Source organism: Synechococcus sp. KORDI-100 (assembly GCF_000737535.1).
GTDB lineage: Bacteria > Cyanobacteriota > Cyanobacteriia > PCC-6307 > Cyanobiaceae > Parasynechococcus.
Window position 1 is genome coordinate 857,624 of sequence record NZ_CP006269.1, and the last position, 14,130, is coordinate 871,753.

Genomic DNA, 14,130 nt, shown 5'->3' on the forward strand with positions numbered 1-14,130 from the left:
CGTTTTGCAACGTGCTGCGCTGGTTGTCGCTGACCTGGTTGCTGGCTGTTCCCCTGGCGCCCATTGATCCCGGCCAGAGCCAGCTGCAGCCTGCCCAACCTCCGGAGCGTTTTGACGACAGGCTCAAGCAGCTTGAGGTGCAACAACTGAAAACACTGGGTCTGACGCCCCAGGATCTGGAGAAACTTGAGGCGGATCGGGTGATCACGCCCCAGGAACGGGATCTGAATGGCCGCGACGCCCTGGTCCGCCCAGTGGATGTTCCCTCTGTTCAGCTGGCCTGCCAGGAGGGCGCCCTGTCCCGTAAGGAGTGTTCCTCCGGCGTTGTGCGGCAGATGAGACCAGGACGCCGAACCCCCAGGGTTGAGGTGGAAGGAATGCCAGGCCAGGTCGATTCCTTCGCTGGATCCAGTCCCAAAACATCACCGTTGACCGTCCCCGTCTCAGCGCTGATCGGGTCGGACAGCAGTTTTAGCTTGCAGTCGGTCTTCTCGGTCACACCGAGGCCACTGCCAAAGCTGGGCAATGGAGACCGCAAGCTGCTGTTTCCGGTGGTGGGCGAAGCGTTCACCAGCAGTGGATTCGGCTGGCGTCTGCACCCCGTGGTCGGCACCTGGCTGATGCATGCCGGCCGCGACTTCGCAGCACCAGAGGGCGCTCCCGTCGTTGCATCACTGTCGGGGACCGTCGTGAGCAGCGGTTTGGCAGGGGGCTACGGGATCACGGTGGTGCTGGAGCACGACAGTCCCAAGCGTCGGACGTTGTACGGCCATCTTTCAGAGATCTATGTGAAAGCTGGACAGACGGTGCAGCAGGGTGAGGTGATCGGCCGTGTCGGCAGCACGGGTCTGAGCACCGGCCCTCACCTGCATTTCGAGTTGCGTCGCCCTCAGGGTGATGGATGGGTCGCCATCGACGCTCAGGAGCTGGACATGGCTCCCCTGATCGACACCATGAAAGCCGAGGGAGATGATCCCGTCTCAGTCCTGATGGCCCAGCTGCTCCGTTCCCTGGAACGTCCTGACGATGTCAGGCCGACTCCTCCCTCAGGATGAATCCAACACCACGGATGGTGTGAATCAGAGGTGATGTGGTTTTGTCCTCGATCTTCTGTCGCAGATAGCGGATGTAGACGTCGAGCAGGTTGTCGTCTCCGTAGAAATTCTCCCCCCAGACTCCGCGCATGATTTCCGAGCGCTCCAGAACCCTGCCGGCGCCGCGCATCAAAAAGTTCAACAACTCATATTCCTTGACGGACAAGTGAATGGTTCGCCCTGCCCGGGAGACATCTCTTGTGCGGGTGTCCATCGTCAGGTCGGCCACCTGCAGACGCTCTGGTTGACCATCCGGTCCCGACGCTGCGGAAAAGGATTCGGCACGACGGCGCATGGCCCTCAGCCGTGCCATCAGCTCGTCGATGGAAAACGGCTTGATCAGATAGTCATCCACCCCGGCATCGAGGGCTTTCACCCGATCGGTGATCTCGTCGTGGCCGGTGAGCATCAGGATCGGTGTTGTCACCCCTCCTGCCCGGATGCGCTGGCAGATATCGATTCCACTGAAATCCGGCAGATTCCAATCCAGGATGATCAGATCCGGCAAGGGTTCCGTACGGGATCGGATCAGTCCGCCCGCTCCGTCACTGGCGACGTAAACGTCGTAACCCTCGACATCAAGCTCAAGCCTGAGAAGTTCGGTCAGTTTCGCTTCGTCGTCCACCACGAGAACGCGGAGGCGTGGCTGCGACCCAGAAGCCATCAAGACGTTAAACCTGTTCGCAGCTTAGGCAGCAGCAAGGCAGACGTCCCAGCCGTTTCTAGTCTCGGAAGTGATGTGAGGAGGCGTGAGATGTCTCAATCCTGGTCGGTTGAAGCGATCGGTCGACTGCGTGAACAACAGGATCTTCCCTTTGTGCGTGCCGACTCCAATGGATTGGTGATGGAGCTCAATCAACGCTTCCGGGAAATTTACGGATGGTCGGACGACGATCTCCTGGGTCAGTCGCTCGGGCTGATTCTGCCGCCGTCCTTCCGCGATTCTCACCATGCCGGATTCGCCCGTTTCAAGCTCACAGAGGTCTCCAGGGTGCTGAATCATCCACTGAAGCTGGCGACCTACTGCGCTGATGGTCGGGCGATTGAAAGCGAGCATTTCATCGTTGCCGAAAAGCATGCGGACGGCAGCTGGTCCTTTGCGGCGACCTTGCGACCCCTGTCGTGAACTCCTAGTCGTGAACTCCCCGTCTCCCGCTTCAGAACCTGCCTCTGAACCAGCTCTGGTTGAACAGCTGAGACAGTCCCTCGGAATGTTGCAGGTTGCTTTTGATGCGGCTGTGGAATCGATGTTGATCATCGATGGCGATCGCCGGGTTCACTGGGCCAACCAGGCCTCAGCGTCACTGCTGGTGGATGGTCTTCCCATTCAGGTGATGAATCGTTGCCTTGATGACCTGGTGACGCTTCACCTGCCGGATGGTCCGTCGATTCAGCACGACCATCCGCTTCACCCATCCCAGCCTTTGCCGCTCAGGGAAGGAGAGGAACGCCTGGACCTGTCGCTTGCCGCAGGGATCCGGACGTCAGCCCTGCAGGTGCGATGGCAACCGGTCGCCATCCTGCACGCCAAGGATCACCTGCTGATCACCATTCGTGATCTCAGTCCTGAGCAGAAGGCCTTGCTGCAGCAACAGCGCTTCATGACGGACCTCAGCCATGAACTGAGAACGCCGCTCACGATCATTTCGGGAAGCCTCAAGCGCCTCAGACGCGACAGCGATCCACATCAGCCTGCCCATCGACATCTGATTCGTGCCGAGGAAGAAACTCTGCGGATTCACCGCCTTCTCGAGCATCTGTCGTTGATGACCCAGCTGGAGGTGGATCCCGATTGGCTCGGAGTCCGGGAGCAGCCTCTCCTGCCCGTTCTTCGGCAGTGGTTTGACGGCATTCCCGACGCCTGTCAACAGCGATTGTCGATTGCGTGGGGTGGCCTGTCTTCGGCAGATCTTGTCCGGATTGATGCCAATGCCCTGGCGATTGTTCTGGACCAATTGGTCGAGAATGCGATTCAGCACGGTGCCGACGCTGGACAGATCCTGATGACGATTGGCTGCCCTGGCCCTGGCAACAGCGACAGCTACACACTTCAGATCTCGAGTTCCGGGTTCGGGGAAACAGTGGGGCGCACCACGCTTGACGCCTGGCTGTTGCCCTTCGTGCGTTCGCCCGGCCGGCGCAGTGAGACCAATGCCGAAGGGGCGGGACTGGGCCTGGCGATCGTGGACAGGCTGGTTCAGGCCTGGGGAGGCTCGCTGCAGCTCGACCAGCGGTCTGACCCCGACGAACCATCCCTGACCGTGACATCTGTGACCCTCACCATGCCCTTCACAGCGAAGCCGTTGCCCTCAGCAGCTCAGGGAGACGAAGGAAAAGATCCGGTTTGAGGACATAATCCTCGGCCCCATCCGCCATGGCCTGGCGGCGTTTGTCCTCGTCGTTGAGGGCAGTCACGATGACAATCTTCGGAGCCTGATCATGGTGGTTGGGCCTGTTGTTCTGCTTTAGATGGCGCAGGCAGCTCAGCCCGTCCATACCAGGCAGCATCACATCGAGGAGGACGAGATCTACCGTCAGGTCGTTGTCCTGGATGGCCTTGAGGAACTCCTCCGCCGTCCCGAACGACAGGAAACGGTGTCCTTCGTCGCTGATTTCCTCCTGCAGCAGTTCGCGGATGCGTGGGTTGTCCTCCACAACTGCCACCGTGATCTCCCGCCCCACGTCTTGCATCAAACCTCCCTTCAGGACAGTTTCAGAGGCTGTCTGGTGCTCAGCATCTCGACAATCCGTCCGTCCTGAAAGCGTGCCAGCTGGCGGGCTCGAGCGGCGACATCATCTTCGTGGGTGACCATTACCAGTGTGATGCCCTGGCCATGCAGGTCGTCGAACAGATCCAGCACTTCCGCTGTGGTGTTGGAGTCGAGGGCGCCGGTGGGTTCGTCCGCCAGCAACAGGGAAGGACGATTGATGATGGCCCGAGCAATGGCAACCCGTTGTTGCTGTCCTCCAGAGAGCTGGTTGGGTCGGTTGTCGAGCCGTTGCCCGAGACCGACTCGAATCAACGCTTCACGGGCTCGATGGCTCCGCTCTTCAAGCGGAACGCCTGCGTAGATCATCGGCAGCATCACGTTTTCAAGGGCCGTTGCCTGGGGGAGCAGATGAAACTGCTGAAACACGAAACCAAGGGAATGGTTGCGCAGGTCGGCGAGGGCGTCATCGTCGAGCTGCTCCACCGCCACGCCGTTCAGTCGATAGCAGCCACTGCTTGGGCGGTCGAGACAGCCAAGGATGTTCATCGCGGTGCTCTTGCCGGACCCGGAGGCCCCCATTACGGCCATGTAATCCCCTTCCCGAACGATCAGATCAAGCTGATCGAGAGCTTTGACGGTGAGATCTCCCTGGCCGTAAACCTTGCTGATGCCGATCAGTTCGGCGACAGCTCGGCCGGAGGTGTTCTTCAGAGGATCAGCCAAGACCGCTCAAACCACTCGAGGCGATGGCCTGCTGGAGCAGAGGTGTTCCGCTGACGGCCGCATTGGCCCACTGGAACAGAGGGTTGGAGAGGATTCCACCGACAGCGGTAACCACAACACATCCGATCAGAGCGGTCCGCAGCGGCTGCATGCCGAGGAGGGACCAGCGCACCTCCGGATAGTTCTTGACGACGTCGGACGCCTCCTGGGGCTCCTTCACCACCATCATCTTGATCACAGAGATGTAGTAATAGATCGAGACCACCGAGGTGATCAGGCCGACCACCACCAGCAGATACTGGTGATCGGCCCAGCCTGCGAAGAAGAGGTAGATCTTTCCGAAGAACCCCAGCATCGGGGGAATCCCACCAAGTGAGAGCAGGCAGAGACTGAGCCCGAGGGTGATCAGAGGATCCTTCTGATAGAGACCTGCATAATCTGAAATCCGGTCGCTTCCCGTGCGAATCGAGAACAGGATGATGCAGGCGAAGGCCCCAAGATTCATGAACAGGTAGGCGGCCATGTAAAGCACCATTGCCGCGAAGCCGTCCTCCGTGCCGCAGACCATGCCGATCATCACGAAGCCGGCCTGACCGATGGAGCTGTAAGCCAGCATCCGTTTCATCGAGGTTTGAGCCAGGGCCACGACGTTGCCCAGCGTCATGCTCAGCACGGCAAGCACGGTGAAGAGAAGCTTCCACTGGCCATCGAATGCACCGAAGCAGCCCACCAGAATCCTCAGGGCCAGGGCGAAACCTGCGGCTTTTGAACCCACGGAGAGGAAGGCGACCACAGGGGTGGGTGATCCCTCGTAAACGTCTGGAGTCCACTGGTGGAATGGGACAGCAGCGATCTTGAAGGCCACGGTTGCGAGAACGAATACGAGAGCCAGGGCGGCCAGCGGGGTGGTGCTGGTTTGAAGAGCTGCACCGATGGTTTCCAGACTGGTGCTGCCGCTCAATCCGTAGAGCAGGGATGAGCCATACAAAAAGACAGCGGCTGCTGCCGAGCCGACAAGCAGGTACTTGAGCGCCGCCTCTGAGCTTCTGGCATCGCGTTTCATGTAGCCCGACAGCAGGTAGCTCGCGACCGAAAGGGTCTCCAGAGAGATGAACACGCTCACCAGATCGGTGGCGCCGCAGAGCAGCATCGCCCCGAGGGTGGCTGCCAGCAGGATGGCGGCGTATTCGCCGACGGGCGTGCCGCTCTGCTCGGCGTAACGCCAGCTGATCAGCAGCGAAAGAAGGGTGGACAGGGCAATGACGGCCCGAAAGGCAACCGCCAGGTTGTCGGCCAGAAAGGCACCCAGGAATGCAGGCTCCAGTGGCCCATTCCATTGGAGAGCCAGCAGAAGCAATGAGCCTCCGAGGCCCAGATAGCAGATCGGAGGAACCCAGCGGGCTGCAACCTGCTCGCCGGCAAGGTCCACCAGCAACGTGGCGATCATGGCGAACAGCACGGCCGCTTCCGGGAGCACCGCCGTGGCATTTAGGGACAGATTGAGGAGTTCACCTGGGGCAGCCATGGCTTGGGTGGCGAACAGGAGGGCACCCATCTCGGGCATGGCAGGCTGCGGATCGAACGTCCTGGTTCAGGACTTTAGCCGCGCCATTCAATGGCGATGGTGATGCAGGGTGCGATGGTCGATGCGATAAAGAGGGAACAAGGATCAAGGCCGGCACCTTTGGCGCACACCCTCGTCATCGTTGAAAGCCCCACGAAGGCCCGAACCATCCGCGGCTTCCTGCCGAAGGGGTTCCAGGTTGAGGCGTCGATGGGTCATGTTCGCGATCTGCCCAACAACGCCAGTGAGATCCCCGCTTCTGCCAAAGGTCAGAAATGGGCGAATCTCGGCGTGAACACCGAGGCCGATTTCGAGCCCCTCTATGTAGTCCCGAAGGACAAGAAAAAGATCGTCCGCGAGCTGAAGGACGCCCTCAAGGGAGCCGAACAGCTGCTGCTCGCCACGGACGAGGACCGCGAAGGGGAGAGCATCAGCTGGCATCTGCTGCAGTTGCTCTCCCCCAAGGTGCCGGTCAAGCGGATGGTGTTTCACGAGATCACCAAGGAGGCGATCGGCAAGGCACTGGATCAGACCCGTGAGCTCGACATGGAGTTGGTGCATGCCCAGGAGACCAGGCGGATTCTGGATCGTCTCGTGGGGTACACCCTCTCGCCGCTGCTGTGGAAAAAGGTGGCCTGGGGGCTGTCGGCTGGTCGGGTGCAATCGGTTGCCGTTCGACTTCTGGTTCAGAGGGAACGGTCCAGACGCGCGTTCCGCAGCGGCAGCTACTGGGATCTCAAGGCGCAGCTTGAACTTGCTGGAAGTGGCTTCGAAGCGAAACTTACCCACGTGGACGGCCGTCGCATCGCCAGTGGCAGCGATTTCGACGAAAGCACCGGTGGTCTCAAATCAGGCAGTGACGTACGCCTGCTGAGTGAGCAGGAGGCCCGTGCACTGGCTGAAAAGGTCACCTCCAGTGCCTGGACGGTGGATTCGGTGGAAGAGAAGCCCACGATTCGCAAGCCGGTTCCTCCTTTCACCACCAGCACTCTCCAGCAGGAGGCCAACCGCAAGCTCCGCCTCTCGGCTCGCGAAACCATGCGTTGTGCGCAGGGTCTCTATGAGCGCGGTTTCATCACCTACATGCGCACCGATTCGGTGCATCTCTCCGATCAGGCGATCAGCGCTTCTCGTCGCTGCGTTGAAGACCTCTATGGCAAGGATTACCTCAGCAAGGGGCCGCGGCAGTACAGCACCAAAGCGCGCAATGCCCAGGAGGCCCATGAAGCCATTCGCCCGGCAGGGGAGAGCTTCCGCACGCCGGGGGATACCGGTCTCGACGGCCGTGATCTCGCGGTGTACGAGCTGATCTGGAAACGCACGGTGGCCAGTCAGATGGCCGAAGCCAGGTTGACGATGCTCTCCGTCGATTTGAGTGCTGCAGGGGCGGCCTTCCGCGCCAGCGGCAAGCGCATCGACTTCCCGGGATTTTTCCGCGCCTACGTCGAAGGCAGCGACGATCCCGATGCAGCTCTTGAGGGGCAGGAAGTGCTGCTGCCAACCCTCGCAGTCGGTGATGGGCCGACGCCGAAACAGGTTGAACCGCTTGGGCACCAGACCCAGCCGCCGGCCCGGTTCAGCGAGGCGTCGCTGGTGAAAATGCTTGAGAAGGAGGGGATCGGCCGTCCATCGACCTATGCCTCCATCATCGGAACGATTGTTGATCGCGGCTATTCCACCCTCCAGGGCAATGCCCTGACGCCGAGTTTCACGGCCTTTGCGGTGACAGCCCTTCTGGAGGAGCATTTCCCGGATCTCGTCGACACCAGCTTCACCGCTCGGATGGAGACCACCCTCGATGAGATCTCTCACGGCAAGGTGCAGTGGCTTCCCTACCTCGAGGGTTTCTTCAAGGGCGATGAAGGCCTTGAGAATCAGGTGCAGCAGAGGGAAGGTGACATTGACCCCGGCGCCTCACGCACGATCGACCTCGAAGGGCTCACAAGCGTTGTCCGTATCGGACGGTTCGGTGCCTACCTGGAAGCGAAGCGCGTCAGTGATGACGGAGAAGAGGAACTGATCAAGGCCACCCTTCCACGAGAAATCACCCCAGCTGATCTCGATGAAGAGCAAGCTGAGCTGATCCTGAAGCACAAGGCGGATGGTCCGGAAGCTCTGGGGGAGGATCCCGAGACCGGGGATCTGATCTATCTGCTGTTCGGTCAGTACGGCCACTATGTCCAGCGTGGCCAGGTCAGTGATGAGAATCCAAAGCCGAAGCGGGCATCCCTGCCCAAGGGTTCCAAGCCGGAGGATCTGAGTCTTGACGATGCCCTCGGCCTTCTGAGGCTCCCCCGCCTCCTCGGTGACCATCCCGATGGTGGGCGCGTGCAGGCCGGACTGGGACGTTTCGGTCCCTATGTGGTCTGGGACAAGGGCAAGGGGGACAAGGACTATCGCTCTCTGAAAGGAGAGGATGATGTGCTGGCCATCGGTCTCAGCCGAGCCCTCGAGCTGCTGGCCATGCCGAAGCGCGGGCGGGGTGGTCGAACGGCCCTCAAAGATCTCGGAAAGCCTGAGGGCAGTGGGGAAACCATCCAGGTCTATGACGGGCCTTACGGGCTTTATGTGAAGCAGGGCAAGGTCAATGCCTCCCTTCCCGAGGGCAAGACGGCCGATGACATCAGCCTCGAGGAGGCCGTAGAACTGCTCGGTGCCAAGGCGGCCTCGAAAAAAGGCAGCACCCGTAAAGCCGCATCGACCACGAAGAAGTCAGCAGGACGCAAGCCTGCGGCCAAAAAAGGGGCTGAGCCGCAGCCCAAAACCCGCAAGCTTCCAGGGACGACGAGAACCGGGAAGCCCAGGGCTGGCGCGGTGAGGGTGATCAGGCCGGCCGACAACTGATGCGGAACCTGCTGCGGCTGATCCTGCCGCTGCTGATGGTGCAGGGATGTGCCGGCAATCCGGTGGCTCAGCAACTGGAGCGCAGCTTCGATCAGCCTGCTGAGAGAGCTCCAAGCCCAGCGGCAGCCACCGCGCCGAAGGGCAGGTCCCAACCGCGGCAGTCAGGCTCGGATTCAGCCGACCTCAGGATGGAGACCCAGCCTCCTGCCGCGTCCGATTCAGATCGGGACAAGACAGGGGAATCCAAATCAGAACCGTCATCGAAAGCGGACTCCGATCCTTCCTCTTCTGCCGGTGCCCCAAACGGGAAAGCCGTTACTCAGGAGGATCGTTCCGATGCCCCCAGGCCCGAGGATGATGAGGCTGGTGACATCACCAGCAAAGACAGCACTCCGGAGCCACAGAAGGCCGGGACATTGCCACCCTCAGATCTGCCGAAGGAGCCTTATCGAATCACCATTCGCTTGTCCGAGGCTGATCCTGCCTCGCCCGCCGAGGCGGTGACCCGCGCTCTGAGAGAAGCGGGCGTTCCCTTCGCCGTCGAGCAGATCGAGCAGATCGAGCGGAACAAGCCATGAACCATGAGCCAGCTCCCCTCAGTCGGCAGCAGGCTCTGCGGCTTGTGGAGGGTGCTTATCTCGCCGCCACCACCGGTCTGATCTGGTTGGCGCTCTACTACCTGCCGGTTGGCGGGGCCCTGTTCCGCCTGTCCCTTCCCTTGCCGCTGGCCCTGCTCCAACTCCGGCGCGGCGGCCGTGCGGGTGCGGAGGGCCTGCTGCTCGCTGTGCTGCTGCTGACAGCGCTGATGGGTCCGGTTCGAGGCCCGCTCCTGCTGTTCCCCTATGGATTGCTGTCGTTGTGGTTGGGCTGGAGTTGGATCCAGAAGTTCAGTTGGTGGATCAGCTGGGGGGTCGGAATTGTTCTGGGCACGTTCGGTTTCCTCGTCCGACTCGTGGTGCTTTCGTTACTGGTGGGTGAAAACCTCTGGGTGCTGATCACCCGAGCCGGGGCCGGACTGCTCGATCGCCTCGTCTCCCTGCTCAATCTCCCCCTCTCGCCGGACCTCTTCGAGGTTCAGCTGATGGCTCTGGGGCTGGTGGTTGTGCAGGAAGTCATCTATGTGCTGTCACTCCACGCCCTGGCGTACTGGATCTTTCCCCGTCTCGGTTCGTCCCTGCCGGAGCCCCCAAGGGTGCTGCAGGGCCTTGTTGCGCTTGATCCACTCTGATCCCATCGACCTCCCCGAGGGATGCCAGTGGGTAGGACGACCAGCGGAAACGTCTGAACTCGCCGCATGGCTGAAGCCCTGGCAGCAGCCTGGATTCACGTCTGATCTGCTGGTGCTTCTGGCTGGTACGCGTACAGCGGAACGGCAGGGAATCTCGGCCGCCGGGGCGACGACATCATCCCGGCGCTTGACGGCACTGGCCGATGCGGAACTTCTGCTGCGGGGGCCAGAGGCCAGACGTCGCTGGGCTTTGCCGCCTCTTCCGGCCGGAGTCTCCCCCGCGCTTCTCAGTCGCGTGGCCGTGGAGTGCCTCCGGCTGAACCCTCGGCTGGTCGCCCTCGGCCTTCCCCACGAACCAGACTTCCCGCACCTGCGCCTGGAATCGATCAGCCAGGGCCCGGCGGCCTGTCTTTCCGGAGGCCAGGCGATGGCTCCGTCCCGTGTGGAAAGGCTCTGGAGCCAGGGGGAACAGCTTGGACGAGGACTGCGCCGTCCTCTGGTGCTGGCCGAGTGTGTTCCAGGGGGCACGACAACGGCGTTGGCGGTCCTCACCGCCCTGGGGCTGCAGGTTGGCGAGCTCGTCAGCGGCAGTGCCAGGCAACCGCCACAGGCTCTCAAGCAGCAACTGGTGGAGGCCGGACTGCGCCAGGCTCAGCTGCCGCCGGATCCATCAGCACGTGCCGTGCTGGCTGCCGTTGGCGATCCCTTTCAAGCCGTGGCGGCAGGCCTGCTGTGCGGGGCTGCCGAGGCGGACCAGCCCGTTCTCCTCGGCGGGGGAAGTCAGATGGTTGCTGTGCTCACCCTGGCGCTCAGCGCGCTGCCGTTGCTGCTTCGCCAGCGCCTGTCGCAGCGGGTCTTGATCGGAACCACCGCCTGGCTGGCTGAAGAGTCGGTTGTTCCGCCCGTGGGCTCCATGTTCAGCCGGCTTGTTGCGCTTGCCGGCGACCGTTGTGCCGTGCCCCTGGCGGCCATGGCCAGTGGTGTTCGGTTCAGTCGCAGTCGTCATCAGCAGCTGAGGGACTTTGAGCGGGGATATGTGAAGGAGGGGGTGGGCGCCGGGGCCTTGCTGCTGCTGGCCCAATTGCAGGGGTTTTCAACAGACCAGCTGCAGCAGAGCTGTGATCGCGCGATGGATCGCCTGCTGAACGCACCCGTAGGGTCTGGGGCATGAGCGGAGCCATGCCTCTCAGCCGCCGTCATCTACTTCTGCACTTCGGAGGAGCAGCAGGCCTGGCTTTGCTGGCAGGCTGCCGCCAGGGAATGGCACCGCCGAAGCTGCTGGCTGCGCCGGAGACGGTGCCGGGTCGCTGGCAAAAAGCACTGCCGTCTCCCTGGCAGTTTCTGCCGCTAGAGCCGGAGGACTCGATCACGCCTCTGGAGAAGGCTGAGCAGGATTCCGTGGATCTGATCGCCTTGACGGATGGATGGCTGTCCAGCCTTCCGCAGGATCGGCTGCAGCCGGTTCAGGCGGCAGCTCTGCAGTCCCAGCTGGATCAGATCGCTGCTCGTTTTTTGCAGCTGCAGGGCGCTGCCAGGGCAGCACAACTTCTGCCCGTCGGCGTCAGTCCCTGGGTGATGCTGTTCCGGGGGAGTGATTCCTGGAACTCCGCCTCCGTCGACAGCTGGGATGTCTTGCTGGACAGGGCTCTGACCGGCCATGTGGTGTTGCCTCGGAGTCCGCGGCTTGTGATCGAGCTCGCCGATCGCATTGAGGCACCGGATGCGTTGGAGAGGTTGCGGCGTCAAGTTCTCACCTATGACGATCGTCAGGGCATCAACTGGCTGCTCAAGGACCAGGCCCGGGTTCTGGTCACGCCCCTCCAGCGCTGCATGAGATTGCTGCGCCGTGATCCGCGTTTGAGCGCTGTTCTTCCCACTCAGGGTGCTCCTCTGCACTGGACGCTGCTCATGCGTCCCGCCGAAACCCGTGAACCGTTGCCCCAGGCCTGGGTGGAGACGGCCTGGAGCCTGCCGATGCTCGGTCGCCTGGTCGGCTCCGGCTGGCGTCCGCCACTGAAGTCATTGGATGTCCCTCAGTTGCGATCAGGTCTCCCGACCCGCTGGCGGGACCTGCTGCTGCCACCGATGGAGGTCTGGTCCCGTTGCTGGTCTCTGCCGCCATTGACGCAACAGCAGCGCACCTCCCTCAGCCGGCGTTGGCAGGCGTCAGCTCCGTAGCTTCAGCCCCACAAGCGACGGCGGGGTGCAGCTTTCAAGCGCTGATGGGTATCGCGCAGAAGGTCCGGAATGGCGAGTTGATGGGGGCAGCGCGGCAGGCAGTCGCCGCACCGGCGGCAAGCGTCGGCATCGATCTCCTCCCACCAGTGCCCCGCACGCCCGATCAGGTTGTACCGCTCCTGGCAGAAACCGATCAGGTCGTGGCCAACGGCAAGATTGCGGAGGCGCAGGAGATCCGGGATGGGCAACTGCTGCGGACAGGGAAGGCACTCCCGGCACTGGTGACACTGGTCGTCGCCCAGTCGCGCAGCGCGCTGCTGCATCAGTCGGCTGAGGGCGTTCTCCTCCTCGGGACCGAGCGGTTCGCAGGCCGCTCTGAGCTGACTGGCCAGGACGAGATCAGTGGGATCTCCGGCGCCGACCGACAGGGTGCTGATGCCTGCGGCCAGCAGGAACCGGTAGGCGAGCCGCAGGGGTTGGATTGGCGTGCAGTCCTCCACGAGCGTCGGGCTGGGGTCCTGAAGTCGTCCGCCCTTGTCGGCGGGTGAGATCGCCAGAACGCCCATTCCTCTCTCAAGGGCTCGGCGGGCCAATGGCAGGCGCTGAGGGTCCAGCAAATGCAGGTGCAGATTGCAGAAACCGAAGCGTTCCGATGCGATGGCCTCGCCAATCAGCTCCTGGCTGCCGTGGCTGCTGAATCCAATCTGCTCCACCAGTCCGCTTCGCACGGACCAGTCCAGAAGTGCTGCGCCTTCCCCATGCAGGGCCCATTCGAGGTGTTCGGGCCGATTGAGCCCGTGGACGGCGAGGTTGTCGAGTTTGCTGCGGCCGAGCCGCTGAAGGATCGCCTTCAGTTGTCGTTGGCCTTCGTCCAAGGAGATTCCCGGCAGCAGTTTGCTGGTGATGACCCAGCCCTCTGCGGGGTCCAGTCCCTCCTCCTCAAGTCGCTCCAGTGCCTGCCCCAGGAACCGTTCCGACGGGCCGTAGGCCGGAGCGGTTTCGAGGTGGTTGATGCCGGCATCGTGAGCGGCCCTGAGGACCGAGAGCATCTGGTCTGGAGAGGCAAGGGCGCGCATGGTGCCCAGGCTGAACAAACTGACCGAGCGTCCGTTGCCGAACGGTCGTCTCACGGTTTGTCCGCCGATGATTCGCCGTCCTTGGAATCGCTGTCCCTGGAATCGTCGTCGTTGGTTTTGTCGTCGATGGATTGGTTGCCACCGGACTCGTTGGCTCCTCGGTGACGAAGGTGGCGCACGAGGGCCGCAGGGCTGAGGTCGTCGACGAACCGGTTGAAGGCGCTTTGGTCTTCCGCATCCGCTTCAGCATCAACTGGGATGGAGGCCTCTGCCACCACTCTCTCCAGCATCCAGATGCCGCTGCCTGTTCGCACGGCAAGGGCAATGGCGTCACTCGGGCGGGCATCGACTTCGATCAGCTCCTGGTCTGCCTCTGAGCTCGGCTCATCCACGTTCGTCTCACTCTCCTCATCTGTGATCTCCTGGAGTTTCAACACCGCATGAAACGTGCTGTCCTCGATGGCATGAACGATCACGCGTCGCAATTCCAGCCCTCCAGCCTCCAACAGTGCTGCCATCAAGTCATGGCTCAGCGGTCGGGGGGATTCGGTGCCCTGCAGCCCCGCCATGATGTTGTGTGCCTGGGCCTGATCGATCCAGATCGGTACCTGGCGTCGGCCTGAGGGATCTCTCAGCAGAACGATCGGCGTGCGACTTGCCGCATCGAGGGCAATTCCAGCCACGCTCATTTCAACCATGGCGATGCGTCGGC

Annotated in this window: 14 protein-coding genes; 8 read left to right on the forward strand and 6 right to left on the reverse strand. The window is 62.1% G+C overall.

Going from position 1 to position 14,130, the window contains the following annotated elements; genetic code table 11:
- Positions 1–11: 11 nt before the first annotated feature.
- Positions 12–1,055: a M23 family metallopeptidase gene (locus KR100_RS04260; protein WP_038547905.1), complete on the forward strand. Its 1,044-nt coding sequence runs from the start codon at positions 12–14 to the stop codon at positions 1,053–1,055.
- Here the strand turns inward: KR100_RS04260 and KR100_RS04265 are convergent.
- Positions 1,030–1,758: a response regulator transcription factor gene (locus KR100_RS04265; protein ID WP_038543473.1), complete on the reverse strand. Its 729-nt coding sequence runs from the start codon at positions 1,756–1,758 to the stop codon at positions 1,030–1,032. The two genes, KR100_RS04260 and KR100_RS04265, sit on opposite strands and share 26 nt — an antisense overlap.
- Positions 1,759–1,848: 90 nt before the next feature.
- Between KR100_RS04265 and KR100_RS04270 the strand changes: the two genes are divergently transcribed.
- Both KR100_RS04270 and KR100_RS04275 read left to right on the forward strand, forming a co-directional pair.
- Entirely contained in the window at positions 1,849–2,220 is a 372-nt protein-coding gene (locus tag KR100_RS04270; protein ID WP_038543475.1) for a PAS domain S-box protein, read from the forward strand.
- A 10-nt stretch (positions 2,221–2,230) separates the two neighbouring features.
- Positions 2,231–3,442 (forward strand): cell wall metabolism sensor histidine kinase WalK, encoded by a 1,212-nt coding sequence (locus tag KR100_RS04275; protein WP_038543477.1) that lies wholly within the window; start codon positions 2,231–2,233, stop codon positions 3,440–3,442.
- On the opposite strand, the gene KR100_RS04280 is transcribed toward KR100_RS04275, so the two are convergent.
- Genes KR100_RS04280 through KR100_RS04290 form a run of 3 tightly spaced genes read right to left on the reverse strand, consistent with a single transcriptional unit; the run spans position 3,384 to position 6,092 of the window.
- A complete protein-coding gene (locus KR100_RS04280; RefSeq protein WP_038543479.1) occupies positions 3,384–3,785 on the reverse strand; it encodes a response regulator in 402 nt (133 codons plus the stop codon). The genes KR100_RS04275 and KR100_RS04280 overlap by 59 nt on opposite strands.
- Before the next feature lie 11 nt (positions 3,786–3,796).
- Entirely contained in the window at positions 3,797–4,528 is a 732-nt protein-coding gene (locus KR100_RS04285) for an ABC transporter ATP-binding protein (protein WP_038543481.1), read from the reverse strand.
- Positions 4,521–6,092: an NAD(P)H-quinone oxidoreductase subunit N gene (locus KR100_RS04290; protein ID WP_038543483.1), complete on the reverse strand. Its 1,572-nt coding sequence runs from the start codon at positions 6,090–6,092 to the stop codon at positions 4,521–4,523. Before KR100_RS04290 ends, KR100_RS04285 begins: the two co-directional genes overlap by 8 nt.
- A gap of 120 nt (positions 6,093–6,212) precedes the next feature.
- Between KR100_RS04290 and topA the strand changes: the two genes are divergently transcribed.
- From topA to KR100_RS04315, 5 genes are read left to right on the forward strand one after another with little or no spacing between them, the layout of a single operon-like run.
- The gene (gene topA, locus KR100_RS04295) at positions 6,213–8,936 is read left to right on the forward strand and encodes a type I DNA topoisomerase (RefSeq protein ID WP_038547907.1); all 2,724 of its coding nucleotides are present in this window, start codon (positions 6,213–6,215) and stop codon (positions 8,934–8,936) included.
- Positions 8,936–9,514, forward strand: a complete 579-nt coding sequence (locus tag KR100_RS04300; protein ID WP_051847312.1) for a hypothetical protein — start codon at positions 8,936–8,938, stop codon at positions 9,512–9,514. Before topA ends, KR100_RS04300 begins: the two co-directional genes overlap by 1 nt.
- Positions 9,511–10,164 carry a DUF2232 domain-containing protein gene (locus KR100_RS04305; RefSeq protein ID WP_038543485.1) on the forward strand — a complete coding sequence of 218 codons (654 nt, stop codon included), beginning with the start codon at positions 9,511–9,513 and terminating at the stop codon, positions 10,162–10,164. The genes KR100_RS04300 and KR100_RS04305 overlap by 4 nt, the downstream gene beginning before the upstream one ends.
- Positions 10,142–11,335 (forward strand): nicotinate-nucleotide--dimethylbenzimidazole phosphoribosyltransferase, encoded by a 1,194-nt coding sequence (locus tag KR100_RS04310; RefSeq protein WP_038543487.1) that lies wholly within the window; start codon positions 10,142–10,144, stop codon positions 11,333–11,335. Before KR100_RS04305 ends, KR100_RS04310 begins: the two co-directional genes overlap by 23 nt.
- Positions 11,332–12,342 carry an ABC transporter substrate-binding protein gene (locus tag KR100_RS04315; RefSeq protein WP_038543489.1) on the forward strand — a complete coding sequence of 337 codons (1,011 nt, stop codon included), beginning with the start codon at positions 11,332–11,334 and terminating at the stop codon, positions 12,340–12,342. Before KR100_RS04310 ends, KR100_RS04315 begins: the two co-directional genes overlap by 4 nt.
- Positions 12,343–12,344: 2 nt before the next feature.
- Here the strand turns inward: KR100_RS04315 and KR100_RS04320 are convergent, their stop codons facing one another.
- Together KR100_RS04320 and KR100_RS04325 are read right to left on the reverse strand one after the other, a co-directional pair.
- On the reverse strand, positions 12,345–13,418 hold the full coding sequence (locus KR100_RS04320) for an aldo/keto reductase (protein ID WP_051847605.1): 1,074 nt from the start codon (positions 13,416–13,418) through the stop codon (positions 12,345–12,347).
- 50 nt (positions 13,419–13,468) lie between these two features.
- Positions 13,469–14,116, reverse strand: a complete 648-nt coding sequence (locus tag KR100_RS04325; protein ID WP_051847606.1) for a bifunctional nuclease family protein — start codon at positions 14,114–14,116, stop codon at positions 13,469–13,471.
- Between the last annotated feature and the right edge of the window lie 14 nt (positions 14,117–14,130).

What these genes read in the sequence shown, in the direction of transcription:
- KR100_RS04320 (WP_051847605.1), bottom strand. Translation starts at nt 13,418, where the DNA reads ATGCGCGCCCTTGCCTCTCCAGACCAGATGCTCTCGGTCCTCAGGGCC.
- KR100_RS04270 (WP_038543475.1), top strand. Translation starts at nt 1,849, where the DNA reads ATGTCTCAATCCTGGTCGGTTGAAGCGATCGGTCGACTGCGTGAACAA.
- KR100_RS04325 (WP_051847606.1), bottom strand. Translation starts at nt 14,116, where the DNA reads ATGGTTGAAATGAGCGTGGCTGGAATTGCCCTCGATGCGGCAAGTCGC.
- KR100_RS04280 (WP_038543479.1), bottom strand. Translation starts at nt 3,785, where the DNA reads ATGCAAGACGTGGGGCGGGAGATCACGGTGGCAGTTGTGGAGGACAAC.
- KR100_RS04300 (WP_051847312.1), top strand. Translation starts at nt 8,936, where the DNA reads ATGCGGAACCTGCTGCGGCTGATCCTGCCGCTGCTGATGGTGCAGGGA.
- KR100_RS04290 (WP_038543483.1), bottom strand. Translation starts at nt 6,092, where the DNA reads ATGCCCGAGATGGGTGCCCTCCTGTTCGCCACCCAAGCCATGGCTGCC.
- KR100_RS04315 (WP_038543489.1), top strand. Translation starts at nt 11,332, where the DNA reads ATGAGCGGAGCCATGCCTCTCAGCCGCCGTCATCTACTTCTGCACTTC.
- KR100_RS04265 (WP_038543473.1), bottom strand. Translation starts at nt 1,758, where the DNA reads ATGGCTTCTGGGTCGCAGCCACGCCTCCGCGTTCTCGTGGTGGACGAC.
- KR100_RS04305 (WP_038543485.1), top strand. Translation starts at nt 9,511, where the DNA reads ATGAACCATGAGCCAGCTCCCCTCAGTCGGCAGCAGGCTCTGCGGCTT.